General features: G+C 70.2%; 23 protein-coding genes. 13 read left to right on the top strand and 10 right to left on the bottom strand.

Going from position 1 to position 21,990, the window contains the following annotated elements:
• Nucleotides 1-13: 13 nt before the first annotated feature.
• Together HFP15_RS17485 and HFP15_RS42195 are read right to left on the bottom strand one after the other, a co-directional pair.
• On the bottom strand, nt 14-841 hold the full coding sequence (locus tag HFP15_RS17485; protein ID WP_168516801.1) for an SDR family NAD(P)-dependent oxidoreductase: 828 nt from the start codon (nt 839-841) through the stop codon (nt 14-16).
• Nucleotides 838-1,014, bottom strand: coding sequence for a hypothetical protein (locus HFP15_RS42195; RefSeq protein WP_210717369.1), 177 nt, complete (start codon nt 1,012-1,014; stop codon nt 838-840). The genes HFP15_RS17485 and HFP15_RS42195 overlap by 4 nt, the downstream gene beginning before the upstream one ends.
• Before the next feature lie 70 nt (nt 1,015-1,084).
• On the opposite strand from HFP15_RS42195, the gene HFP15_RS17475 reads away from it, so the two are divergent.
• Nucleotides 1,085-2,014 (top strand): LysR family transcriptional regulator, encoded by a 930-nt coding sequence (locus tag HFP15_RS17475; RefSeq protein WP_168516799.1) that lies wholly within the window; start codon nt 1,085-1,087, stop codon nt 2,012-2,014.
• A gap of 117 nt (nt 2,015-2,131) precedes the next feature.
• On the opposite strand, the gene HFP15_RS17470 is transcribed toward HFP15_RS17475, so the two are convergent.
• Nucleotides 2,132-3,478 carry an MFS transporter gene (locus HFP15_RS17470; RefSeq protein WP_168516797.1) on the bottom strand — a complete coding sequence of 449 codons (1,347 nt, stop codon included), beginning with the start codon at nt 3,476-3,478 and terminating at the stop codon, nt 2,132-2,134.
• 184 nt (nt 3,479-3,662) lie between these two features.
• Between HFP15_RS17470 and HFP15_RS17465 the strand changes: the two genes are divergently transcribed.
• The 7 genes from HFP15_RS17465 (at nt 3,663) to katG (ending at nt 10,927) form a co-directional block, all read left to right on the top strand.
• Nucleotides 3,663-4,484, top strand: a complete 822-nt coding sequence (locus HFP15_RS17465) for a sugar phosphate isomerase/epimerase family protein (RefSeq protein ID WP_168516795.1) — start codon at nt 3,663-3,665, stop codon at nt 4,482-4,484.
• A 27-nt stretch (nt 4,485-4,511) separates the two neighbouring features.
• Complete coding sequence (locus HFP15_RS17460; RefSeq protein WP_168516793.1) at nt 4,512-5,288, top strand: SDR family NAD(P)-dependent oxidoreductase; 777 nt, start codon at nt 4,512-4,514, stop codon at nt 5,286-5,288.
• Nucleotides 5,289-5,303: 15 nt separating this feature from the next.
• Nucleotides 5,304-6,986, top strand: coding sequence for a dihydroxyacetone kinase family protein (locus HFP15_RS17455; protein ID WP_168516791.1), 1,683 nt, complete (start codon nt 5,304-5,306; stop codon nt 6,984-6,986).
• Nucleotides 6,983-7,441, top strand: a complete 459-nt coding sequence (locus HFP15_RS17450) for a ribose-5-phosphate isomerase (RefSeq protein ID WP_168516789.1) — start codon at nt 6,983-6,985, stop codon at nt 7,439-7,441. Before HFP15_RS17455 ends, HFP15_RS17450 begins: the two co-directional genes overlap by 4 nt.
• 23 nt (nt 7,442-7,464) lie before the next feature.
• Nucleotides 7,465-8,142 (top strand): GntR family transcriptional regulator, encoded by a 678-nt coding sequence (locus HFP15_RS17445; protein WP_168516787.1) that lies wholly within the window; start codon nt 7,465-7,467, stop codon nt 8,140-8,142.
• A gap of 105 nt (nt 8,143-8,247) precedes the next feature.
• Complete coding sequence (locus HFP15_RS17440) at nt 8,248-8,703, top strand: Fur family transcriptional regulator (RefSeq protein WP_168516785.1); 456 nt, start codon at nt 8,248-8,250, stop codon at nt 8,701-8,703.
• Nucleotides 8,696-10,927 carry a catalase/peroxidase HPI gene (katG, locus tag HFP15_RS17435; protein ID WP_312871630.1) on the top strand — a complete coding sequence of 744 codons (2,232 nt, stop codon included), beginning with the start codon at nt 8,696-8,698 and terminating at the stop codon, nt 10,925-10,927. Before HFP15_RS17440 ends, katG begins: the two co-directional genes overlap by 8 nt.
• A 175-nt stretch (nt 10,928-11,102) precedes the next feature.
• Here the strand turns inward: katG and HFP15_RS17430 are convergent, their stop codons facing one another.
• The gene (locus tag HFP15_RS17430; RefSeq protein ID WP_168516781.1) at nt 11,103-11,561 is read right to left on the bottom strand and encodes a GbsR/MarR family transcriptional regulator; all 459 of its coding nucleotides are present in this window, start codon (nt 11,559-11,561) and stop codon (nt 11,103-11,105) included.
• Nucleotides 11,562-11,663: 102 nt separating this feature from the next.
• On the opposite strand from HFP15_RS17430, the gene HFP15_RS17425 reads away from it, so the two are divergent.
• Nucleotides 11,664-13,199: a GMC family oxidoreductase gene (locus tag HFP15_RS17425; protein WP_168516779.1), complete on the top strand. Its 1,536-nt coding sequence runs from the start codon at nt 11,664-11,666 to the stop codon at nt 13,197-13,199.
• Between the two features lie 9 nt (nt 13,200-13,208).
• Nucleotides 13,209-14,333, top strand: a complete 1,125-nt coding sequence (locus HFP15_RS17420; protein ID WP_312871629.1) for a M20 family metallopeptidase — start codon at nt 13,209-13,211, stop codon at nt 14,331-14,333.
• A gap of 4 nt (nt 14,334-14,337) precedes the next feature.
• Here the strand turns inward: HFP15_RS17420 and HFP15_RS17415 are convergent, their stop codons facing one another.
• Nucleotides 14,338-15,186, bottom strand: coding sequence for a LysR family transcriptional regulator (locus HFP15_RS17415; protein WP_168516777.1), 849 nt, complete (start codon nt 15,184-15,186; stop codon nt 14,338-14,340).
• Between the two features lie 83 nt (nt 15,187-15,269).
• On the opposite strand from HFP15_RS17415, the gene HFP15_RS17410 reads away from it, so the two are divergent.
• The gene (locus HFP15_RS17410; protein ID WP_168516775.1) at nt 15,270-15,998 is read left to right on the top strand and encodes an LLM class flavin-dependent oxidoreductase; all 729 of its coding nucleotides are present in this window, start codon (nt 15,270-15,272) and stop codon (nt 15,996-15,998) included.
• A 16-nt stretch (nt 15,999-16,014) separates the two neighbouring features.
• On the opposite strand, the gene HFP15_RS17405 is transcribed toward HFP15_RS17410, so the two are convergent.
• Nucleotides 16,015-16,974, bottom strand: a complete 960-nt coding sequence (locus HFP15_RS17405; protein ID WP_168516773.1) for a hypothetical protein — start codon at nt 16,972-16,974, stop codon at nt 16,015-16,017.
• A gap of 89 nt (nt 16,975-17,063) precedes the next feature.
• Between HFP15_RS17405 and HFP15_RS17400 the strand changes: the two genes are divergently transcribed.
• Nucleotides 17,064-17,687, top strand: a complete 624-nt coding sequence (locus HFP15_RS17400) for a MerR family transcriptional regulator (RefSeq protein ID WP_168516772.1) — start codon at nt 17,064-17,066, stop codon at nt 17,685-17,687.
• On the opposite strand, the gene HFP15_RS17395 is transcribed toward HFP15_RS17400, so the two are convergent.
• Nucleotides 17,684-18,241 (bottom strand): hypothetical protein, encoded by a 558-nt coding sequence (locus HFP15_RS17395; RefSeq protein WP_168516770.1) that lies wholly within the window; start codon nt 18,239-18,241, stop codon nt 17,684-17,686. The two genes, HFP15_RS17400 and HFP15_RS17395, sit on opposite strands and share 4 nt — an antisense overlap.
• 196 nt (nt 18,242-18,437) lie before the next feature.
• On the bottom strand, nt 18,438-19,058 hold the full coding sequence (locus tag HFP15_RS17390) for a fasciclin domain-containing protein (RefSeq protein WP_246271811.1): 621 nt from the start codon (nt 19,056-19,058) through the stop codon (nt 18,438-18,440).
• Between HFP15_RS17390 and HFP15_RS42840 the strand changes: the two genes are divergently transcribed.
• Nucleotides 18,946-19,197, top strand: a complete 252-nt coding sequence (locus tag HFP15_RS42840) for a hypothetical protein (RefSeq protein ID WP_246271819.1) — start codon at nt 18,946-18,948, stop codon at nt 19,195-19,197. The two genes, HFP15_RS17390 and HFP15_RS42840, sit on opposite strands and share 113 nt — an antisense overlap.
• Here HFP15_RS42840 and HFP15_RS17385 read toward each other — a convergent pair.
• Nucleotides 19,178-20,674, bottom strand: coding sequence for a molybdopterin-dependent oxidoreductase (locus tag HFP15_RS17385; RefSeq protein ID WP_168516766.1), 1,497 nt, complete (start codon nt 20,672-20,674; stop codon nt 19,178-19,180). The genes HFP15_RS42840 and HFP15_RS17385 overlap by 20 nt on opposite strands.
• Nucleotides 20,675-20,713: 39 nt before the next feature.
• Complete coding sequence (gene ilvA, locus HFP15_RS17380) at nt 20,714-21,952, bottom strand: threonine ammonia-lyase IlvA (protein ID WP_168516975.1); 1,239 nt, start codon at nt 21,950-21,952, stop codon at nt 20,714-20,716.
• Nucleotides 21,953-21,990 lie beyond the last annotated feature (38 nt).

Here is a 21,990-nt window from a genome sequence, read left to right as displayed (position 1 = left end):
TGGCTGGTGGTCCTCATCGCCATGGCTGCACTCCTCCGTAGCGGACGAGTTCGCCGTACTGACCGCCGCGCACGGGCTCGGTGGCCAGATCCAGCACCGCGACCGCGGCCTCGGCCGGGCCGGGTGCGTCGCTGACGTCCCACCACTCGGCCGAGGTGGGCGTGTTCATCATGCCGGGGCAGACCGCCGCGACGAGGATTCCGCGCCCGGCGTCCTCCTCGCGGCGCTGCTTCGCCAGCGCGCGCACGGCGGCGACCTGGCCGATCTTGGACGGGATGTTGACGAAACCGGGCCACGGGCCCGAGCGGGCACTGCCGTCCTTGACCGCGTCACGCCAGGCCGCGACCTGCTCGTCCACCTCGTCCAAAGAGGACAGATCGGCGAAGTGGTGGTGCAGTACGGGTGCCAGGAAGCGCAGCGAGCCCAGCCTGCTCGCCACCACGATCAGCCTGCCACCGTCGCGCAGCAGCGGGGCGAACGCGCGCAGCACCCTGGTGGTGCCGAAGTTGTTCACTTCCACGTAGCCGTCCACGATCTCGCGGGGATCGTCGCCGGGCCCGATCCGCATGACGGCGTTGTTGTACACGATGTCCACCCCGCCGTGGCGATCCCGCAGCAGCCCGGCGAGCCGGGCCGCGGCACCGGGATCGGCGACGTCGAGAATCTCGCCGCGGACTCGCGCCCCGCCGCCGGGCATGGCTTCCACGGCCTGGTTGACCCGGGTCAGGTCGCGCCCGGTGAGGTAGACGGTGTCCTGCGGGCTCAGCCGCCGTGCGAGCCCTTCGACCAGTGCGAGCCCCAGGCCCTGAGTCGCCCCGGTGACCAACGCGATCTTGCTCATGCTTGCTCCAGCAGGGTTTCCGAAAGCGTCCACAGGCGGCGCGCGCCTTCGGCGTCGAGGGCGTAGCGGGCGACGCCGTGCAGGCGAGGCGCGTCGCCGCCGGTGGTCGCGGCGATGTTGGCCACCCCGGCGGCCGTGCTGCCGAAACCGAAGGGCGTTCTGATCAACGTCATGACTTCAGGCTAGGAAGCCGCGAGACATGTCGAAAGCGATAATCAGTCAACCCCGGTATGCGTAATAGTCATGACTTTCACCGATGCCTCGCTCACCGCGCTCCGGGTCTTTCGCGAGGTGGCCGAGCGGGGCACGCTCACCGCTGCGGCCGCCGCACTCGGCTACACGCAGTCCGCGGTCTCCCGGCAGATCGCCTCGCTGGAACGGGCCGCGGGTGCGCCACTGCTGGAGCGCCGCCACGACGGGGTGCGCGTGACCTCCGCCGGGCAGGTCGTCCTGCGCCGCGCCACGGTCGTGCTCGACCAGGTCGATGCCACCGCCCGCGAGCTGGCCGGAATGCCCGACGAGCAGGCCACGGTCCGGCTCGGCTGGTTCGCCAGCGCGGGTGCTGCGCTGGTACCCCGGGCGCTGGGCGCACTGCACCGCACGCATCCGGGGATCACGGTGGTCACCCGCGAGGGCAGCACGCCGGCGCTGGTGCGGGCGCTGCGTGCCGGAACACTGGACCTCGCGCTGATCGCGTCGGCGCCCCCGTTCCGGCCGCCCGACACCGAAACTCCGGCACTCGTGCTGCGTACCCTCACCGAACGCAGCCTGTGCGTCGCCGTGCCCGGGACACATCCCTTGGCGCGCAACGATTTCATCGACGTCACCGACCTGCACGGCCAGCGCTGGATCGCCGGTGCGGGCGGGGAGCGGCTGATGGGTGTGTGGCCCGGCCTGGACGAACGACCGGAGATCGCGCACACCGCGCGCGACTGGCTGGCCAAACTGCGGCTCGTCGCCGCGGGCACCGGGGTGACGACCGTGCCCGCGGTACTCGCCAGCGCGATGCCGCCCGGGGTGCGCGTGCTCCCCGTGCGTGGCGGCCCCGCCGAGCAGCGGCGCATCGTGCTGGCCCGGCTGCCTCAGCCGGTGAGCGACCCCGCCGCCCGCCTCGCCGACGCGCTCCGCGCCGCCGCGATCGAGCTGGACGACGACCTCACCGGTGGCGGGTGATCAGCTGCCGCATCCGCACCGGCCTGCTGGTCGGCCACCGACGCCACCGCGGTGATCAGTGAGCAACCGGTGCGGTGCCGTGGGAAACCCACGGCACCGCACCGGTTGCCTTCCCGGTCAGGCCGCCCGGCTCGGCTCGGGCAGCGGGGTTTCCCTCGTCGCCTTCAGTGCCGCGTCGCGTTGGGGCTTGCCCCACGTCTCACGGGTGACCAGTGCCGACACCAGGCCCAGCACCGAGTACGCGAGGAACAGCAGCGCCGGTCCCAGCCACCCCAGCCAGATGAACAGCAGCGTCGTCACGAACGGCGTGATGCCCGAGATCATCGCCGAGATCTGGTACGCCAGCGACGCCCCCGAAGACCGGGTCGCGGCCTGGAACAGCTCCGGGAACCACGCGCCCTGCGCACCGGCGAGCGCGTTCTGGCACACGCCGTAGGACACGATCACGGTCGCCACGATCGCGAGCAGCGCGCCCGTGTTCACCAGCAGGAACATGGGAATCGCCCACACGGCCGCGAAAAGGGTCACCCAGATGTACACCGGGCGCCGTCCGATGCGGTCGGTGAGGCCGCCCCACCCGATCGTCGCGCCGATGCCGATGGCCGACGCGATGCACAGCGCCAGGATCGTTTCGCCGCTGCTGGCCAGTTTCTGCGACTTCAGGTACGAGATCATGTACGTGATCGCCACGGCGTAACCCGCGGTCTCCGCGATCCGCAGCCCGATCCCGCGCAGCACGTTGCGCCAGTCGTCGCGCAGCACCTCCACGATCGGCGCCTTCACCAGGTCACCGCTGTCGCGCACATCTTCGAACACCGGCGACTCGGGCACCTTCGCGCGCACGATCAGGCCGACGATCACCAGGATGAGGCTGGCCAGGAACGGCACGCGCCACGCCCAGTCGCCGGAGAGGTTCACCGAAACCAGGAACACCAGGTTCGCCAGCAGCAGCCCGATCGGGAAACCCGCCTGCACGATCCCGGTGAGCGCGCCCTTTCGCCGCCACGGCGCGTGTTCGTAGGTCATCAGGATCGCGCCGCCCCATTCGGCGCCGTACGCGATGCCCTGGATGATCCGCACCGTCACCAGCAGGATCGGCGCGAGCACGCCGGCCGCCTCATACGTCGGCAGCAGGCCGATCGCGAACGTCGCCAGCCCCATCACGACCAGTGACGCGACGAGCACCGGCTTCCGGCCGATCCGGTCGCCGAGGTGACCACCGACGACACCGCCGAGCGGGCGGGCGATGAACCCGACACCGAGCGTGGCGAACGAGGACAGGGTGCCGACGACCGGCGACACGTTCGGGAAGAACGCGTGGCCGAGGTAGAGCGCCGCGGCGGTGCCGAAGCCGATGAAGTCGTAACTTTCGATGACGGCTCCCGCGGTGGAGCCCCAAGCCACCCTGCGGGCGTCGCGGGTGCCGTGCACCGGGCCGCGCATCGTGAGCGCTTCGCTGCGCATGTCATTGCCTCTCTGGTTCCGGGGCGACCTTACGTGAGACCGCTGCCCTCCTGTTGACAATGGAGCACATCGTGCGTGCCGAATCGGTCGGTGTCAACAGTGTATTTCCGCGAAGATCAGGCTGTTTAGGGCAAATCCAGCGGAAACCTTGTCTGTTGACATATCTCTGTTAACATCGCTTTTCATGGAACGAACCGGTTGGCCGGGCTGCTCCTCGATCAGCTTCCGGCACCTGCCACTGGCGGCGGCGCTGGCGGCCATCTCGGAGTGCGGCTTCTCCGAGATCGACCTCGGTGCGCTGCCCGGGGTGTGCGACCACGTCCCGTACGAGCTGACCGACGCCGCGGTCCGCGAGGTCGCCGCCGGGGTACGGGCGTCCGGGCTGGGGGTCCGGTCGGTCAACGGCGATGTCGGCGACCTCAACCGCCCGCTCGACGCGACCGGACGCCGCGACCGCGACGACCACCTGCGCCGCCTGCTCGACCTCACCGCCGCCTGTGGTGCGCGAGCGCTGGTCCTGCCGTGCGGGGCGCAGTCCCACGAGCCGGTCACCGGGCTGGACACCGACCTCGACCTGGTCGTGGCGGAGCTGCACCGCGCGGCGGAAACCGCTGCGGCGCAAGGGATCGAGATCTGGGTCGAGGCCCCGCATTACTTCCGGCTGTGCTGGAACACCGACCTGGCCGGGCAGCTCGCCGGCCGGCTCGACCCGGCCGTCGGCCTCGTCCTCGACACGAGCCACATCGTCGCCTCGGGCGGGGACCCGGCGGAGTTCGCGCGAAGGTTCGCCGGCCGGATCAGCCACGTGCACCTGCGCGACGCCACCCCGGGTTACATCAACCACAGCATCGGCAACGGGATCACCGATTTTCCCGCCACCTTCGCCGCTTTGCGTGAGGTGGGCTACCGCGGCCACAGCTCGCTCGAACTGGAGACCCGCGACGTGACCGACGGCGAGCGCCCCGCCGCCGCGGTCAAGGCCGCCGAGTACATCGCGGGTCTGTAGATCCACAACATCAAGGAGAAGACACTGATGTCCGAGACCAAGCGCACGGCCGTGATCACCGGGGCCGGTGCTCCGCGCGGCATCGGCAAGGCCACCGCGGCGCGCCTGGCCGGTGACGGCTGGGCCGTGGCCGTGCTCGACCTCGACGAGCCCGCCGCCAAGACCGCCGCCGACGAGATCGCGACCGAGACCGGGGCGCCGGTGTTCGCGCACGGGGTCGACGTCGCCGACGAGCCGTCCGTGCTCGCCGCCTACCGAGCGGTGCGCGCCGAGGTCGACGCCGGACGCCTGCCGGCCGTCGGCGCGGTGATCAACATCGCCGGCATCACCTCGCCGGTGCCGTTCCTGGAGACCACCGTGGAGCTGTGGAACAAGGTCATGGCCGTCAACGCGACGGGCACCTACCTCGTCACCAAGGCGTTCCTGCCGGACCTGATCGACGCGGGCTGGGGCCGCATCGTGAACATGTCCTCGGTGTCGGCACAGCAGGGCGGCGGCGTGTTCGGCCGCACCCCGTACAGCTCGGCCAAGGCCGCGATCCTCGGCTTCACCAAATCACTGGCCCGCGAGCTGGGCGCGGCGGGTGTGACCGTGAACGCGGTCGCGCCGGGCGCGGTGGACACCGACATTCGGGCCGCGGCGACCACCGACGAGCTGGAGGCCGCCATCGTCGCGAGCGTTCCGCTCGGCCGCCAGGCCACCAGGCAGGACGTCGCCGGGGTGATCGCGTGGCTCACCTCCGAAGACGCCGGTTACCTGCACGGCGCCTGCATCGACATCAACGGCGGATCTTTCCTCCACTGAGGACGGACAAACGCGATGACCTATGTGAGCAACGATCCGGCGGACTTCGCCGAGGACGCACTGGCCGGGTTCTGCGATCTGCACGCCGACACGGTGCGGCAGGTGCCCGGCGGGGCCGTGCGCCGCGCCCGGCCCGCCCGGCCCAAGGTGGCCGTGCTGCCCGGTGGCGGTTCCGGCCACTACCCGGCCTTCTACGGGATCATCGGTCCCGGTTTCGCCGACGGAGCGGTGAGCGGCAACCTGTTCACCTCGCCGTCCGCGCAGGACGCCTGTTCGGTGGCGCTGGCCGCGCATTCCGGCGCGGGCGTGGTGTTCACCTACGGCAACTACGCCGGTGACGTGATGAACTTCGGCCTTGCCACGGAACGCCTTCGCGCCCGCGGTATCGAGGCCGAGAACGTGATCGTCACCGACGACATCGCCAGCGCGCGCACCACCGCCGAACGGCGCGGAATCGCCGGGGACTTCACGGTTTTCAAGGTGATGGGCGCCGCCGCCGAGGAAGGCATGGACCTCGGCGAGGTGGTCCGCGTGGGGCGCAAGGCCAACGACGTGACCCGCACGATCGGCACGGCCTTCGCGGGCTGCACGTTCCCCGGTGCCGCCTCGCCCCTGTTCACGGTCCCGGACGGGCAGATGGGGCTCGGCCTCGGAATCCACGGCGAACCAGGGCTGCGCGACGTGCCGAAGCCGTCCGCGCGTGCGCTGGGGCAGGACTTCGTCGCGAGGCTGCTCGCCGAAAAGCCCGACGGGGCAGGGGATCGCGTCGCGGTGCTGCTCAACGGGCTCGGCTCGGTCAAGCACGAGGAACTGTTCGTGCTGTGGACCGACGTGGCCCGGCTGCTGCGCGAGTCCGGGCACACGCTGGTGCTGCCCGAGGTGGGTGAGCTGGTCACCAGCCTGGACATGGCCGGAGTGTCGCTGACCGTCACGTGGCTGGACGACGAGCTGGAACGCCTGTGGACCGCGCCGGCGTGGACCCCGGCCTTCCGGCGCGGCTCGATCACCGCCGCCGACACCGGGGCCGGCACCGAGGAACTCGCGGAGACGGAGACGGCCGGGTTCGCCGAGGCCTCCGCGGAGTCGCGCCGCCTCGCCGAGTCTGTCCTCAGTGGACTTCGTGTGGTCCGGAAGGCGTTGCACGAAGCGGAAGCCGAGCTCGGCGAGATCGACGCGGTGGCCGGCGACGGTGACCACGGACGCGGCATGGTCCGCGGCATCGACGCCGCCGTCGCGGGTGCGGAGACGGCCTGCGAAGCCGGTGCCGGTGCGGGCGACTGCCTCGCCGCGGCGGGCGACGAATGGGCCGCCCGCGCCGGCGGCACCTCCGGTGTGCTGTGGGGCGCGGGACTGCGGGCCGCGGGTGAGGTGATCGGCGCCGAGTCCGGCACGATCGACGCATTCGCCGCGGTGACGGCCTTCGCGGACCGGATCATCTCGCTCGGCGGCGCGGAACCCGGCGACAAGACGCTCGTCGACGCGCTCGTGCCGTTCCGCGAACGGCTCGCCGCCGGGAGCTGGTCGTCGGCCGCCGAAACCGCCGAGCAGGCCGCGCGCCGCACGGCGGATCTCGTGCCACGCAAGGGACGAGCACGGCCACTGGCCGAGCGCAGCGTCGGAACACCCGACCCCGGTGCCGTGTCGCTGGCGTTGATCGCCCGTGCGATCGGGGAGTTTTCGAGGGGAGAACGAGCATGAGAATCGTGGTGGGCTGCGACGACGCCGGCCTGGACTACAAGGAACGGATCGCCGAGGATCTGCGCGCCGATCCCCGGGTGAGCGAGGTGATCGACCTCGGCGTGCACCGCGACGCCGAGGACGTGCACCGGCCGTACCCGGAAATCGGCCTCGCCGCGGGGGAGGCCGTTCGCGACGGCAAGGCCGACCGCGCGGTACTGATCTGCGGAACCGGCATCGGCATGGCGTTGTCGGCGAACAAGGTTTCGGGCGTGTGGGCGACCACGGCACACGACTCGTTCTCCGTCGAACGCTCGATCCTGTCCAACAACTGCCAGGTCCTGACGCTCGGGCAGCGCGTCGTCGGGCTGGAACTGGCGCGCCGCCTGGTCGGCGAATGGCTCGGATACACCTTCGACGATCAGTCCGCGAGCGCGGCGAAGGTAGGATTGATTAGCGAGTACGAGCGGTGCTGACAGCAAACCCGGGGAGGTCGCGCGTGACCAGTCAGCCGGGCCGCAATCTGCGGCAGATGGCGGTCGACACGCTGCGCCGGGCCATCACCACGGGCGAGTTCCCCCCGGGCAGTCACCTCGGCGAGGTGCAGGTCTCCGAACAGCTCGGCATCAGCCGCGGCACCCTGCGCGAGGCCTTCCGGCAGCTCCAGCAGGAAGGTCTGGTCTCCTACGGCGAGCGCGGCCGGGTCACGGTCCGGTCGGTCAGCGAGAAGGACATCATCAACACCTTCACCGTCCGCGCGGCGCTGGAGGCGCTCGCGGGCGAGACCCTGGCCGCGAGCTACTACCGCGAGGAGCACTGCCGCAAGCTGCGCGCCGCGGTGGACGACATGGCCCGTGCGGCGCGGGTGTCGCTGGAAGCGCAGATCGAGGCCGATCTCGCGTTTCACGAACTGCTGTGCGAGCTGACCGACAACGACGCCCTGCTGCGCTCGTGGAAACTGCTCGAAGGCCCGATCCGCATGTGCATCATGTACCGCGGCCTGGAGCGGGCGCTGTCCAACATGAGCGCGGGACGGCACCTGGAGATCGTCACCGCCATCGAGTCCGGCGACCCGGTCAAGACGCAGAACGTGATCTCCGATCACATGGTCGCCACCGCGCAGGCGCTGCTGTTCGGCACCGTGCGCACCCGCCCGCGGATCGAGCTCGGCGACTAGCACAACCGATCATCAACTCTTCCGGGTGATAAGAAAACCCCAGTTCAGGGACTTGTGTCCGGCTAAATCTTGATTGATTCCAGATTTTGCGGCAGACTGCCCCGCGTGCCATCGACTACGGACTTCGAGCGCATGTTACGTGGGGTTGCGCTGCGTGTGACGCGTCCTCGGGTAGCGGTCCTGTCCGCGGTCCACGACAACCCGCACGCCGACACCGAAACGATCCTCGGTGCCGTGCGTGACAACCTCGGTGCGGTGTCCCACCAGGCCGTGTACGACGTGCTGCGCGCGCTCACGGATACCGGACTGGTCCGCCGCATCGAACCACCCGGCTCGCTGGCTCGCTACGAGGCGCGGGTCGGGGACAACCACCATCACGTCGTGTGCCGGTCGTGCGGCGTCATCAGCGACGTCGACTGCGCTGTTGGCACCGCGCCCTGCCTCACGGCATCGGATGATCACGGGTTCGTCATCGACGAGGCCGAGGTCATCTACTGGGGACTGTGTCCCAACTGCTCCACCGCAACCCACTCTGATTCCCGGAAGGATTCCCGTGTCTGACAAGCCGAACGCCGAAGTCGGCGAACTGAACGTGGAGAGCGCGGGCGGGTGCCCTGTCCACAACGGACGTTTCGCGCACCCCACCGAGGGCGGCGGCAACCGTGACTGGTGGCCCAACCAGCTCAACCTGTCGATCCTGCGGAAGCACAACGCCGTCGCCGACCCGATGGACGCGGACTTCGACTACGCCAAGGAGTTCCTCAGCGTCGACCTCGACGAGCTGGCCGAGGACGTGGACGCGATCCTGACCAGCTCGCAGGACTGGTGGCCCGCCGACTTCGGCAACTACGGTCCCCTGATGGTCCGCATGGCGTGGCACTCGGCCGGCACCTACCGGGTGCACGACGGCCGTGGCGGCGCGGGTTACGGCCAGCAGCGTTTCGCGCCGCTGAACAGCTGGCCCGACAACGGGAACCTGGACAAGGCGCGCCGCTTGCTGTGGCCGGTCAAGAAGAAGTACGGCAAGAAGATCTCGTGGGCCGACCTGATGATCTTCACGGGCAACCGCGCCCTGGAGACCATGGGCTTCAAGACCTTCGGTTTCGCCGGTGGACGCGCGGACGTCTGGGAGGCCGACGAGGACGTGTACTGGGGTCCCGAGCGCACCTGGCTGGGCGACGAGCGCTACAGCGGTGACCGCGACCTGGAGAACCCGCTCGCCGCGGTGCAGATGGGTCTGATCTACGTCAACCCGGAGGGCCCCAACGGCAACCCGGACCCGCTGGCCGCTGCCCGCGACATCCGCGAGACCTTCGGCCGGATGGCGATGAACGACGAGGAGACCGTCGCGCTCATCGCCGGTGGCCACACCTTCGGCAAGACCCACGGTGCGGGCGACGCCGACCTGGTCGAGGCGGAGCCCGAGGGCGCGCCGATCGAGCAGCAGGGCCTCGGCTGGAAGAGCGGCTTCGGCAGCGGCAAGGGCCGCGACGCGATCACCAGTGGTCTGGAGGTCACCTGGACCCCCACCCCGACCAAGTGGAGCAACTGGTTCTTCCACAACCTGTTCACCTACGAGTGGGAGCTCACCAAGAGCCCGGCGGGTGCGAACCAGTGGAAGCCCAAGGACAACGCCGCCGCGAACACCGTCCCGGACCCGGAGACCGGTGAGCTCAACCGCGCGCCGTCGATGCTGACCACGGACCTCGCGCTGCGCTTCGACCCGATCTACGAGCCGATCTCGCGCCGCTTCTACGAGAACCCGGACCAGTTCGCGGACGCGTTCGCCCGTGCCTGGTACAAGCTGACCCACCGCGACATGGGCCCGCGGCAGCGTTACCTCGGCCCGCTCGTGCCGCAGGAGACGCTGATCTGGCAGGACCCGGTTCCGGCCGTCGACCACGAGCTGGTGGACGCCGCGGACGTCGCCGCGCTCAAGGCGAAGGTTCTCGAGTCGGGCCTGTCGGTGTCGCAGCTGGTCTCCACCGCGTGGGCGTCGGCCTCGACGTTCCGCATCGGTGACAAGCGCGGTGGCGCCAACGGTGCCCGGATCCGGCTCGAGCCGCAGCGCGGCTGGGAGGTCAACGACCCGGACAACCTGGCGCAGGTGCTGGGCAAGCTCGAGCAGATCCAGGAGTCCTTCAACAGCTCGCAGAGCGGGAACAAGAAGATCTCCCTGGCCGACCTGATCGTGCTCGCCGGTGCCGCGGGGGTGGAGAAGGCCGCCAAGGACGGTGGCGTGTCGATCGCGGTGCCGTTCACGCCGGGCCGCACCGACGCGACCGCCGAGATGACCGACGCCGACTCCTTCGCCCCGATGGAGCCGACCGCCGACGGCTTCCGCAACTACCGTGGCAAGGGCAACCGGCTTCCGGCGGAGTACCTGCTCCTCGACCGCGCCAACCTGCTCGACCTGAGCGCACCCGAGATGACCGTCCTGGTCGGCGGTCTGCGTGTGCTCGGCGCGAACCACAAGCAGTCCGACCTCGGTGTCCTCACCTCGAACCCGGGCACGCTGACCAACGACTTCTTCGCGAACCTGCTGGACATGGGCGTGGAGTGGAAGTCGACGTCGGAGGACCAGGAGACCTTCGAGGCCCGCGACCGCGCCACCGGCGAGGTCAAGTGGACCGGCACCCGCGCCGACCTCGTGTTCGGCTCGAACTCCGAACTGCGTGCCGTCGCCGAGGTCTACGCCAGCGACGACGCCAAGGAGAAGTTCGTGCGCGACTTCGTCGCCGCGTGGGACAAGGTCATGATGCTGGACCGGTACGACCTGGTCTGATTCCGGCCTGACACAACGAAAACCGGCCCGGGCGAAGCAGCTTCGCCCGGGCCGGTTCGCGTCGCGATCAGGCGAGCGCCGGGTGCCGGTAGGGCACGGCGGTACCGATCGAGCCGGCCTGGTGGGGTAACGGACCACAGTGCATGACCGTGCGTGTCCCGAGGGGATCGAATGTTCATCGGCCGGCCGGGTCCTTGCTGAGTTCGCGATACTCGCTCAGCAGGTCCTCCAGCCCGCGCACGATGAACCGGTAGTAGTCGCGCATCTGCCGCAGCCGTCGCCGTCCGGTGGCGCTCAGTTCGGTGGCCACACGATGCCGGCGCTCGGCCAGCTCCAGCAGTTGCTTCGTCTGGTCGAGTGTGTGCTGCAGGCAGCCGACCCACGCGTCGTCGCGCCAGCGGAACACGAAATGGCGGCTGCCTGTCTCCTTGAAGCGTTCCACGGTGCCGTGAGTGATCAGCAGCCGTGTCGTCTCCGACACCGAACCTTTGCTCGCGTCCAGTGCCTGCTGCAGCTCTGCCAGCGTCATCGGGGTCTCGCTGAGCATGAGCACCGCCGCGGCTTTGCCCGCCATCCTCGGCCACCCCATCGCGCGGCCGATGTGCTCACCGAAGTCCTCGACCAGCGAGACCATCAACGCCTCCCTCTCGGTTCAGGCAGAAATGAAAATTCATTCTTGACTGAACACTTATGTCTGGCGCAGAGTGTAGTCCTCATCGCGAATCCGGGAGAAGACATGACCAACCGAGGGTGGGATCTTGTCGTGGTCGGTGCCGGTTCGGCGGGCGCCGCGCTCGCCGTCCGGTCGGCGGCCAAGGGTAAGCGCGTGCTCCTGCTGGAGGCCGGCGCCGACTACCGCTCCGCCGAAATGCCGGAGGAATGGCGTTCTCCGAACCCTGTCGTCGCGTTGACACATCCCACCGCTGCCGCCGGAATGGTGTGGGAGGGTCTGAACGCCACCCGCACCGACAAACAGTCCGCCGCCCCGTACTGGCGGGGCCGCGGTGTCGGCGGCAGCTCGGCGATCAACGGGCAGATCGCCATCCGGCCACCGGTGGAAGACTTCGCCGAGTGGGGTTTCGAAGGCTGGTTGCCAGCGGACGTGCTCCCCTATTTCGCTCGGCTGGAGGACGACGAGGAGTTCGGCGATGAGCCCTACCACGGTCGCGGCGGACCGACGCCGATCTACCGGACGCCGCAGGAGAAGTGGGGCGGGGTGGACGCCGCACTGGCGCGTTCGGCGCTCGCGGCCGGCTACCCGTGGGCGCCGGACGTCAACGCGCCTACAGCGACCGGCGTTTCGCCGTACCCGATAAATTCCCGTCATGGCCGACGGGTATCGGTCAATGACGCATATCTGGAGACCGCGCGCGAACTGGCGAACCTCGTCGTGCGCGGCGATGCGCTCGTGGACCGGGTCTTGTTCGAAGGCGGCCGCGCGGTCGGCGTCCGCGTGATCGCCGGCGGTGCCGCCACGACCGAGTACGCCGACACGGTCGTGCTCAGCGCGGGCGCGATCCACTCTCCGGCGATTCTGCTGCGCTCCGGGATCGGCCCGGCCGCTCACCTGCGTTCGCTGGGAATCGAGGTGCGGCAGGAGCTCCCGGTCGGAGAGAACCTGCAGGACCATCCGATGACGGCCGTGTCCCTGCCGCTGACCGAGGCGGCCGCCGTCAAGACGCCGCACGACCGCCACACCAACGTGTGCGTGCGCTGGACGAGCGCAGCCGGCGAGTTCTGCGACGACATGATGTTCGTGTCGATGAACCAGAACGTCCTCGCGATGGCCGCGGCGGACACGGGTGTCCACCGCGGCGCCTTCGGGGTGTGGCTCAACCAGAACTACTCCCGCGGCGTACTGACCCTGACCTCGGCCGATCCGCTGGAGCAGCCGCAGGTGCACGAGCGGATGCTGGCCGACGAACGGGATCTGGCGCGGATGCGCGAGGGCGTGCGGAAAGTGGTCGAGCTGGCCAGGAGCGCCGAGACCGCGTCGATCATCGGCGGTTCGCTCGAGCAGGAGAACGCGGCGCTGTTCGGCGTGCTGGACAACGACGCCGGGCTGGACGAGCACCTGCTCGCCACGGTCGTCGACGCCCAGCACGGCACCAGCACGTGTGCGATGGGCTCCGTTGTGGACTCGTCCTGTGCGGTACTGGGGGTGGATGGCCTGCGCGTGGTCGACGCGTCGATCTTCCCGTCCGTGCCGCGCGCCAACACCAACCTCGCCACCATCATGCTCGGCGAGCTGATGGCCGATCGGCTCGGCTGAGGAGCGTGCGTGCGAAACCTGGTCACGTCCACAAAGGACGCTGTGCGGCGGCGGATCGAGCAGGCGGGGGAGCGGTTGGTCCGGCTCTCTCACCGGATACACGCCAATCCGGAACTGGCCTTCGAGGAGGTCAAGGCCAGCGGCTGGGTCGCGGATGCCTTGCATGAGGCGGCATTCGAGGTGCGGCACGGCGCGTTCGACCTGCCGACGGCGGTGCGTGCGACGGTCGGCTCGGGTCCGCTGCACATCGGGATCTGCGCCGAATACGACGCGCTGCCGGGAATCGGGCATGCCTGCGGGCACAACATCATCGCCGCCGCGGCGGTCGGTGCCGGGCTGGGGCTGGCCGAGGTCGCCGACGATCTCGGGCTGACGGTGACAGTGCTGGGCACTCCGGCAGAGGAGGGTGGCGGCGGCAAGGTACTGATGCTCGAACGCGGCGCGTTCGACGGGCTCGGCGCGGCGATGATGGTGCATCCGGCGGCGACCGAGCTGACCGCGATGCCCGGCACGGCGGTGTCCCAGTTCGATGTGTCCTATCAAGGCAGACCGTCGCACGCCGGACTGCATCCGGAACTGGGCGTCAACGCGGCCGACGCGATCACCGTCGCGCAGGTGGCGATCGGTCTGCTGCGCCAGCAGACCCGCGGCGTCGACCGGATCGGCGGCGTCGTCACCGCTGCGGGTTCGGCACCCAACATCATCCCCGGTGAGAGCCGGGGCCGGTGGATCGTCCGCTCGGACACGGCGGAGGAACTGGCAGCGCTCAAGGCCCGGGTGCTGCGGTGCTTCGAGGCCGGGGCGCTCGCGACCGGCGCGGAGCTGTCCGTCCGCCCGTCCGGCCCGGACTACGCGGACCTGCGCCCGGACGAGGCCATGCTCGCCCTCTACCGCGCCAACGCCGAAGCACTGGGCCGGGTCTTCTCCGAACCGCCCGCGGACGGCGGCGCGGCCACCGACATGGGTAACGTGTCGCACCACGTCCCGACGATCCACCCGATGCTCGGGCTGGACTGCTTGCCTGCCGTCAACCACCAGCCGGAGTTCACGGCGGCATGCGTGACGGCGGCCGCGGACCGGGCCGTGCTGGACGGGGCGATCGCGATGGCCTGGACGGCGATCGACCTCGTCTGACCGGTCACTTCCCCAGGTGGGCCTCGGCCGCCTTCCGAAACGCCGCCACGAGCCGGTTGCGGTCACCGGCGCGGGTCGCCAGCACTACGTGGCTGGGCTCGACGCCGTGGAGCGCAACGGTGGTCAGATCGTCGCGAAAAGCCGTCATCCCGGACGGGGCGGGGATGATCGCCACGGCCTGCCCGCTCGCCACGAGCTCGATCTTGTCCTCGACCGAGTCGATCAGCGGGCCGTCGGCCTTGGCGCCATCGGCCCAGAACGCGTTCCAGTCCGGATCGGTGCTGCGGGGGAGGGTTTCGCCCGCGAGATCGTCCACTGTGACCGATTCCTTGCCCGCGAGGCGGTGGTCGACCGGGACCAGCAGCACGCGCGGCTCGTCGTGAAGAACGGTGACCCGCAGCCGCTCGGTCGGAAACGGCAGCCGGGCCACGACCGCGTCCACGCGGTGACCGAGCAACGCTTCGCGGGGCTCGCGCCAGTCCAGGTGCACGGTGCGCACATCGGCCTCCGGATACCGGTGCCGCAGCTCGCGCACCGCCGGGGTGACGATGATGTTGGTGATGTAGCCGATCGTGATGCGGCTGGGCCGGGCCGCCGCCCTGGTGGACGCCGCGGCCTGTTCGGCGGCGCGCAGCAGCGCCTTCGCCTGCGGCAGGAACACCTCGCCCGCCTCGGTCAGTTCGCTGCCGTGCGGCGTCCGGTTTAGCAGCCGGGCGCCCAGTTGCTGTTCGAGGCGGTGGAGCTGCCTGCTCAGCGACGGCTGGGTGGTGTGCAGCGCGGCGGCGGCGCGGCCGAAGTGGCGGTGTTCGGCCAGCACCGTGAAGCACCGCACCAGCCGCAGGTCGAAGTCCACACCACCCGTTATACGCCGGACGTATTACCGAATACGAAACATTCATTGGACGTGCGGGCCGCTCCGGTCGCAGTGTGGAACTCATGGCAACCACACTCGGGCCGCTCGGCGTGTTCCTCCCGATCTCGTTCACGAAACCGATTTCCGCGGACCGGCAGCGCGAGGCCGCCGTCCGGCTCGAGCACGCGGGCTGTCGTACGGTCTGGACCAATGAGGTCGTCGGCGGCAAGGACGCGCTGCTGCAACTGGCCGTGCTGATGGCCGCGACCGAACGGCTGGTGTTCGGCACCGCCATCGCGAACATCTGGGCCCGGGAACCGCAGCACATGCACGCCGCGGCCGCGCAGCTGGCGGAGGCGTATCCGGACCGGTTCGTGCTCGGCATGGGCGTCGGCTATCCGCAGCAGGCGGCGGCCACCGGACGCGAGTTCGGGCGCCCGCTGGCCACGATGCGCGACTACGTGCGCCGGATGGACGAGCAGACCTGGCCGCCCGCACCGGACGTGGCGTATTCGAGGATCATCGGCGCGAACGGCCCGAAGATGCTCGCGCTGGCCGGCGAGATCGCCGACGGCGCACTGCCTGCCGGGCGGCCACCGGAGTTCACCGCCGAGGCGAGGACGACGCTGGGGCCGGACAAGCTGCTGGTGGTCGCGCTGCCGGTGGCCGTCGGTACCGAACCGGCCGAAGTCGCGGCGAACGTGCGGGAGCACCACGAGACGGGCGCCGACCACGTCATCCTGATGCCCCCGATGGATGTCGGCTTCGAATCCTGCATGGCCTACTGGGACGAACTCGCGCCGCGGCTGTGACCGCCACGCGCGTGCGTCACCGCGGCGCGAGGCTTCGGTCCCTGCTCGGCGGATTCAGCGCCACGAACGCGCCGAGCACCACCACGAGAACCAGTGCGGCGAACGCTATGAGCGTGCGCGCGTCCGGATGGATCAGCGCCTGCCCGCGCAGCGCCTGCCACGTCACCAGCACGACCAGGCCGGCGTAACCGAAGCCGGCGACCAGCACGAGCCGCGTGCGCACCGCGTCGTTCCGCAGCCGTGCGAACCGTCTCGCGAGCAGCGTCAGCGCGAGTACCAGCAGCGGAAGTGCTTGTAGCGCATGCATTCCGACGAAATGCGGGATGCGAAGATCGCCGCCGGTCGTGCTCCAGCCGGTGACCGGCATCGCGGGCCCGCCGTCGGTCACGCCGACGCTGTGCGCGCCGATGAAGCCGGTGGGCCGTCCCTCGCGCATGGCCTGCGCCTGCTCGCCGGTCGGGCCGAGCATCAGCGCGCCGAGGCCGATCCCGACCAGCGAGACGATCGCGCCGAGCAGGAACGCCCACCGCGCCGCCGGATCGGCGATTTTCGTGCGCAGCAACAGGATCGTCAGTATCAGCGTGGCTGTCCACAGTGCCGCGATCGAAACGCCCATGATCAGGAACAGGGCCGAGTCGAATGTGGTCGAGGCGTTGAAATGGCTTGCCCTGCCACGGATCACCTGCGCGACGATGATCGCGTATTCGACGCCGAAGATGACCACGAGGCCGGTGGAGATCCGGTTCGCCGTCCGCCGGCCGCGCCGGAGCAGGGTCAGCAGCCAGGCCCAGGTCACGCAGTACGCGGCGATGGAGACCGCGAACTTGAACGGTTTGAGCCAGATCGGCGCGCCGAGCAGGACGCGGTCGTCGAACACGAGGCCGCCCGCCGACACCACGGCCATCGCCGCCATGACCGCGGCGGTCCACATCATCGGGCGGTGCCAGCTCGAAACCCGGCCGAGCAGAGTACTCATCGCGTCTCCCCAAATGGATAGTAAGACTATCTGTTATGGGAAGCTACACTATCCATGTCGTGGTGTCTACGGAGTGAGGACGCGTACGGATGCGGATGGCGGAGCTGAGTAGGGAGTCGGGCGTGACCGTCGCGACGATCAAGTACTACCAGCGAGAGGGGCTGCTCCCGCCCGGTGAGCTGACCAGTCCCAACCAGGCGCGCTACGACGCCTCGCACGTCCGGCGCCTCAAGCTGGTGCGCGCTCTGCTGGACGTCGGCGGGCTGTCGATCGCGTCCGTGCGCGAGGTGCTCGCGGCGATCGAGGACTCGGCGGCCTCGACGCACGATGTGCTCGGGCTCGCCCAGCACGGCCTGCCGATCGCGCGGCTGGAGGTGAGCGAGCAGGACCGCGCGTGGGCGATGGAACAGTTCGAGGCGCTGGCCGGGCGGCGGGGCTGGCAGGTGTATGAGGACTGGCCGGTGACGGAGTCGCTGATCAACGTGATGTGTGCGCTGCGCGAGGTCGGGCACGAATGGGTGCTCGGCTCACTGAACGAGTACGCACAGGCCGCGGATCTCGTGGCCGAGGCCGACATCGACGCCGTCGCCCGCCTCGGCCAGACGGAGGCGATCGTGGAAGGCGCGATAGTCGGCACCGTCCTCGGCGACGCGCTCTTCGCCGCCCTGCGCCGCCTCGCGCACGCCGAGGTCTCGCGGAAGCGCTTCGGTTAGGGCTCCAGGACGTTGAGGACCCCGCAGAGCGCGGAGCCGAGTACGCCGGTGGGCGGGCAGTCGGGGATCGGGGTCGGCGACTGGCCCGGGTCGGCCGGGTCGGTGGTCGGCGGCGACGTCGGATCCTCCGGCGTGGGCACCGGGGTGGTCGGATCGACCGGGACAGGGTCGGTGGGCGGCACGCCAGGAGCGGGGGAGGTGCCGGGCGCCGGGATCGTGCCGGATGCCGCGGGCGTGCCCGGCGCGGCCGGGGTGCCGGGGATGCCCGGTGTGCCGACGCCGGCGCCCGCGTCCGGTAAGGCGCCCGCGTCCGGCAGGCCGGGCGTGCTCGGCGGGGCGGCGCTGGTGCTGCCCGGCGCCGGCGTGACGGGCGGGGCTCCGGGAGCGACCGGCCGCGTGGCGGATGGCGGTGCCGGAGCGGGGCCCACGGCGGCGATCGTGCCCGGCCACAGGTCCACGTCCATCTCGCGCAGCACCGTGCCCAGCGCCCACATACAGGAGAACGCGGCGAGCAGAGCCGCCGCGTAGGTGCCGAGCTTTGCCATCGCAGTCATACCGAAATTCCCGTCCATAGTGGACCGTCGCGCACACACCGTTCCGGCGCACCATACGGCCATCCGGCGTGTCCGGTCAGCCGTCGGGGGGAATTCTCCCTGAAATGGGCTACCGGCCCCGCAAATGCGTTACGCGGAGCCGGTCGTGGATGGAAACGAGCCCGGCACGTGCGTGTGACGTGCCGGGCCCGCGCTCTCACTTGTTGGTGCCGGGGGTGAGCACCTTGTCGATCACGAACACGGTCGCGTTCTTGGTCGGGATGTTGCCGCACAGCACCTTCGCGCCGTTGACGGTCATGTTGTCGCCGGAGCCCGCGATCTTGATCGGGCCGCCGTCGGTGTTGAGCGTCATCACACTGCCTGCCGCTTCCAGGCCCTTGGCGTCGAAGCGCTGCGGCAGGACGTGGTACTGCAGGATCGGTGCGAGCTGGCTGGGGTTGGCCGCCAGCTGGTTGAACTTCGCGTCGCCGAGCGCGGCGAACGCGGAGTCGGCGGGCGCGAACACGGTGATCGCCTGCTGGCTGTTGAGCGTGTCCACCAGGTTCGTCGCCTTGACCGCCGCGACCAGCTTGGTCAGCAACGGGTTGGTCGACGCGGCCGAGGCGACCGGCTCCGGTCCCATCGAGTCGAGGCTGCCGGGAGCGCTGCCCTGCGGAAGCTGGCCGCAGGCCGGGCCGAACACGTCGGCGTTGGTCGTGACACCGTTGCTCGCGCTGCTCGACATGGGCGCAGACATCGAACTCGACATCGGGGCCATCGAGCTGCTGCTGGCGGCGTTGCTGCCGTTTTCGCTGGTGCCGCAAGCGGCCAGTGCCAAGCTGGCCGCGGCGGCGAGCCCGATACCTGCGATCCGAACGGTCTTCACAACGATCACTCCATTCTGGAATCTTGCTGCTGTCGAGAGGTATTCGGAGCGGTGGTGGCCCCGGATTGGTGTTATTTCGCGGAAAATGTGACGGTGTGCCAGCCGGTCGCTCCATCCGGGACAGTGCCGGCCCGGTCGGAGGTCTGCGTGTAGCCGCTCTGGTCGGTCGCGCGGCAGGAAATCTGGTGCGTACCCGCGGGCACGGGCAGCTCGGCCCACCACATGCGCCAGGTGTCCACATTGACCTGTGTGGACAGGTTCGCGGGTTGCCACGGGCCGTTGTCGAGGCGTACCTCGACCTTCGCGATGCCTCGGTGCTGGGCCCAGGCGATACCGCCGCAGCGCACGATGCCCGCCGGAACCGAGGCGAAGCCACGGGGGAAGTCGATACGCGACTCGGTCTTGATCGGCGCCTGCTCGGCCCAGCCACGTTTGAGCCAGTACGCCTGCCTGGCCTGCCACGTGGTCAGTTCGAGGTCGGTCACCCATTTCGTCGCCGACACGTAACCGTAGAGGCCGGGAACGACCAGCCGGGCGGGAAAACCGTGTTCAAGGGGGAGCGGTTCCCCGTTCATGCCCAGCGCCAGCATCCCGCGTTCGAGGGCGGCGGCAACTGGGGTACCCGAGGTCCATCCGTCCACACTGGACGAGAACAGCTGCTCGGCGCCCGGCCGCACGCCGGCCTCGCCGAGCAGATCGGCCAGCTCGATCCCGACGAAGTCGGCCGTGGACACGTATGGTCCGCCGACCTCGTTGGACACGCACGTCATCGTGATCGTCCGTTCGACCAGCGGCCGGTTGCGGATGTCGTCGTAGGAGTAGCGCTTCTCCCGTTCGACCATTCCGTGGATCCGCAGCGACCAGTCCTCGGCGCGTACCTGCGGCACGGTCAGCGCCGTGTCCACCCGGTAGAAATCCCGGTTCGGCGTCAGGAAGGGCGGGGTGCCGAGCTTGGCGAAGTCCGCGTCCGCGGGGATCGCGGGCGCGGTGCGCGCCGGGACCAGCCGTCCCACCGCGGCGCGGGAGGCGCTCGCGTCCCTGGTCGAGCCCAGCAGCTGCCCGCCGACGCCGGCGACGGCGGATCCGGCGAGCACACCGAGCCCGGCGAGCAGAAACGACCGCCTGGAGGCGTCTTCGCGGTGTGCGCGACGGCGGAGCAGGAGGAACGTCGCGACACCGGCGACCAGGCTGGCCAGCGGCGCGAGCAGCGCTACCGCGTCGAGGTCCGGTCTGGTGTAGACGGCGACGAGGCCGACGAGCCCGAAAGCGGCGATCACGGCGAGTCCGGGCCACGGCCTGCGGCGCGAGGCGAGCCCGGCCAGTGCCGAGACCAGGAGCAGCACGAGGGCCATGCCGGACAACAGGACCAGCTTGTCGTGCGTGCCGAACGTGCGGACCGCGAAGTCCTTCAGTTCGACCGGGGTGAGGTCGATCGCGCTGTTGCCGACCGCGAGGTAGGGCGAGGCGTTGACCGAGATCGGCCCCGCCACCAGGTGTCCGGCCGCCAGTGCGGCGAGCAGCGCGAGCACGCCGGAGAGGGCGGCCGCGGGGCGGGAGATCGGTGCCATGGTCCCTTGTTCGGAACCGGCGGCTCCCGGTATTGGTCGTTACACCAGGAAGGTGAACAGCGGGCTGTCCGGCGGCACCCGCTCGACCCGGTGCGGGGCCGCGTCCATGCGCTTGAGCATGGGTTCCAGGTTCTCCGGCGCGCCCAGCTCGATCCCGACGAGCGCCGGGCCGGTCTCCCGGTTGTTGCGCTTGACGTACTCGAACAGCGTGATGTCGTCGTCGGGACCGAGCACACCGTCAAGGAACCGCCGCAACGCGCCCGGCTCCTGCGGGAACTCGACCAGGAAGTAGTGCTTGCGGCCCTCGTACACCAGCGCCCGCTCGACGATCTCGGCGTAGCGGCTGACGTCGTTGTTACCGCCGGAGAGGATGCACGCGACGGTGGCGCCCTCCGGCAGCCCGAGGTCGAGCCCGAGCGCGGCCGAGGCCAGCGCGCCCGCCGGTTCGCTGATGATGCCGTCGGACTGGTAGAAGTCGAGCATTTCCACGCAAATCCGGCCCTCGGGCACCGCGACGAGCCGCGGCCTGCGTTCCGCGGCGATCGCGAACGTGTGGTTGCCGACCTGGCGTACGGCGGCGCCGTCGACGAACGGGTCGACGTGGGCCAGCCGGGCGGGCCGTCCCTCGGCGAGCGCGAGCGCCATGCTCGCCGCGCCCTCCGGTTCGGCGCCGATCACCGTCACGCCGGGGTGGTTCTCGCGCAGCCACGCCAGCGTCCCGGCGAGCAGGCCACCGCCGCCGACCGGCACGACGACCGCGTCGGGTGCCGTGCCGAGCTGCTCGATGATCTCCTTGACCACGGTGCCCTGGCCCGCGATCACGCGCGGTTCGTCGAAGGCCGGAACGAGCGTGGTGCCGGTGGCCTCGGCGTGGGCGGCCGCGGCCGCGGCGCTCTCGTCGTAGGTCTCGCCCTCGACCACGATCTGCACGTACTTTCCACCGAGCGTGGCCACGCGGTCACGCTTCTGCCGGGGCGTGGTGCGCGGGAGGTAGACCCGGGCGGACACGCCCAGCGACGCGCACGCGAAGGCGACGCCCTGACCGTGGTTGCCCGCGCTCGCGCACACGACACCACGTTCGCGCTGCGCCTCGGGCAGGCCGCTGACCAGGTTGTAGGCGCCGCGGCCCTTGTAGGAGCGGACCGCGTTGAGATCCTCGCGCTTGAGCCACACGTCGAAGCCGTGCCGTTGCGAGAGGCGGTCGTTGCGTTGCAGCGGACTGGGCGGGATCACCCCCGCGAACCGCTCGGCCGCCGCGGCGATGTCCGCCGCGCTCACGCCTGCCCGCGGGCCGTCCTGCACCACGATTCCTCCTG

The sequence above is a fragment of the Amycolatopsis acididurans genome (assembly GCF_012328925.1).
Taxonomy (GTDB): domain Bacteria; phylum Actinomycetota; class Actinomycetes; order Mycobacteriales; family Pseudonocardiaceae; genus Amycolatopsis_E; species Amycolatopsis_E acididurans.
The sequence above is the reverse complement of the archived record's forward strand: the minus strand, read 5'-3'. Positions and strand labels throughout refer to the sequence as shown.

What these genes read in the sequence shown, in the direction of transcription:
- HFP15_RS17485 (WP_168516801.1), bottom strand. Translation starts at nt 841, where the DNA reads ATGAGCAAGATCGCGTTGGTCACCGGGGCGACTCAGGGCCTGGGGCTC.
- HFP15_RS42195 (WP_210717369.1), bottom strand. Translation starts at nt 1,014, where the DNA reads ATGACGTTGATCAGAACGCCCTTCGGTTTCGGCAGCACGGCCGCCGGG.
- HFP15_RS17475 (WP_168516799.1), top strand. Translation starts at nt 1,085, where the DNA reads ATGACTTTCACCGATGCCTCGCTCACCGCGCTCCGGGTCTTTCGCGAG.
- HFP15_RS17470 (WP_168516797.1), bottom strand. Translation starts at nt 3,478, where the DNA reads ATGCGCAGCGAAGCGCTCACGATGCGCGGCCCGGTGCACGGCACCCGC.
- HFP15_RS17465 (WP_168516795.1), top strand. Translation starts at nt 3,663, where the DNA reads ATGGAACGAACCGGTTGGCCGGGCTGCTCCTCGATCAGCTTCCGGCAC.
- HFP15_RS17460 (WP_168516793.1), top strand. Translation starts at nt 4,512, where the DNA reads ATGTCCGAGACCAAGCGCACGGCCGTGATCACCGGGGCCGGTGCTCCG.
- HFP15_RS17455 (WP_168516791.1), top strand. Translation starts at nt 5,304, where the DNA reads ATGACCTATGTGAGCAACGATCCGGCGGACTTCGCCGAGGACGCACTG.
- HFP15_RS17450 (WP_168516789.1), top strand. Translation starts at nt 6,983, where the DNA reads ATGAGAATCGTGGTGGGCTGCGACGACGCCGGCCTGGACTACAAGGAA.
- HFP15_RS17430 (WP_168516781.1), bottom strand. Translation starts at nt 11,561, where the DNA reads ATGGTCTCGCTGGTCGAGGACTTCGGTGAGCACATCGGCCGCGCGATG.
- HFP15_RS17425 (WP_168516779.1), top strand. Translation starts at nt 11,664, where the DNA reads ATGACCAACCGAGGGTGGGATCTTGTCGTGGTCGGTGCCGGTTCGGCG.
- HFP15_RS17410 (WP_168516775.1), top strand. Translation starts at nt 15,270, where the DNA reads ATGGCAACCACACTCGGGCCGCTCGGCGTGTTCCTCCCGATCTCGTTC.
- HFP15_RS17405 (WP_168516773.1), bottom strand. Translation starts at nt 16,974, where the DNA reads ATGAGTACTCTGCTCGGCCGGGTTTCGAGCTGGCACCGCCCGATGATG.
- HFP15_RS17400 (WP_168516772.1), top strand. Translation starts at nt 17,064, where the DNA reads ATGCGGATGGCGGAGCTGAGTAGGGAGTCGGGCGTGACCGTCGCGACG.
- HFP15_RS17395 (WP_168516770.1), bottom strand. Translation starts at nt 18,241, where the DNA reads ATGACTGCGATGGCAAAGCTCGGCACCTACGCGGCGGCTCTGCTCGCC.
- HFP15_RS17385 (WP_168516766.1), bottom strand. Translation starts at nt 20,674, where the DNA reads ATGGCACCGATCTCCCGCCCCGCGGCCGCCCTCTCCGGCGTGCTCGCG.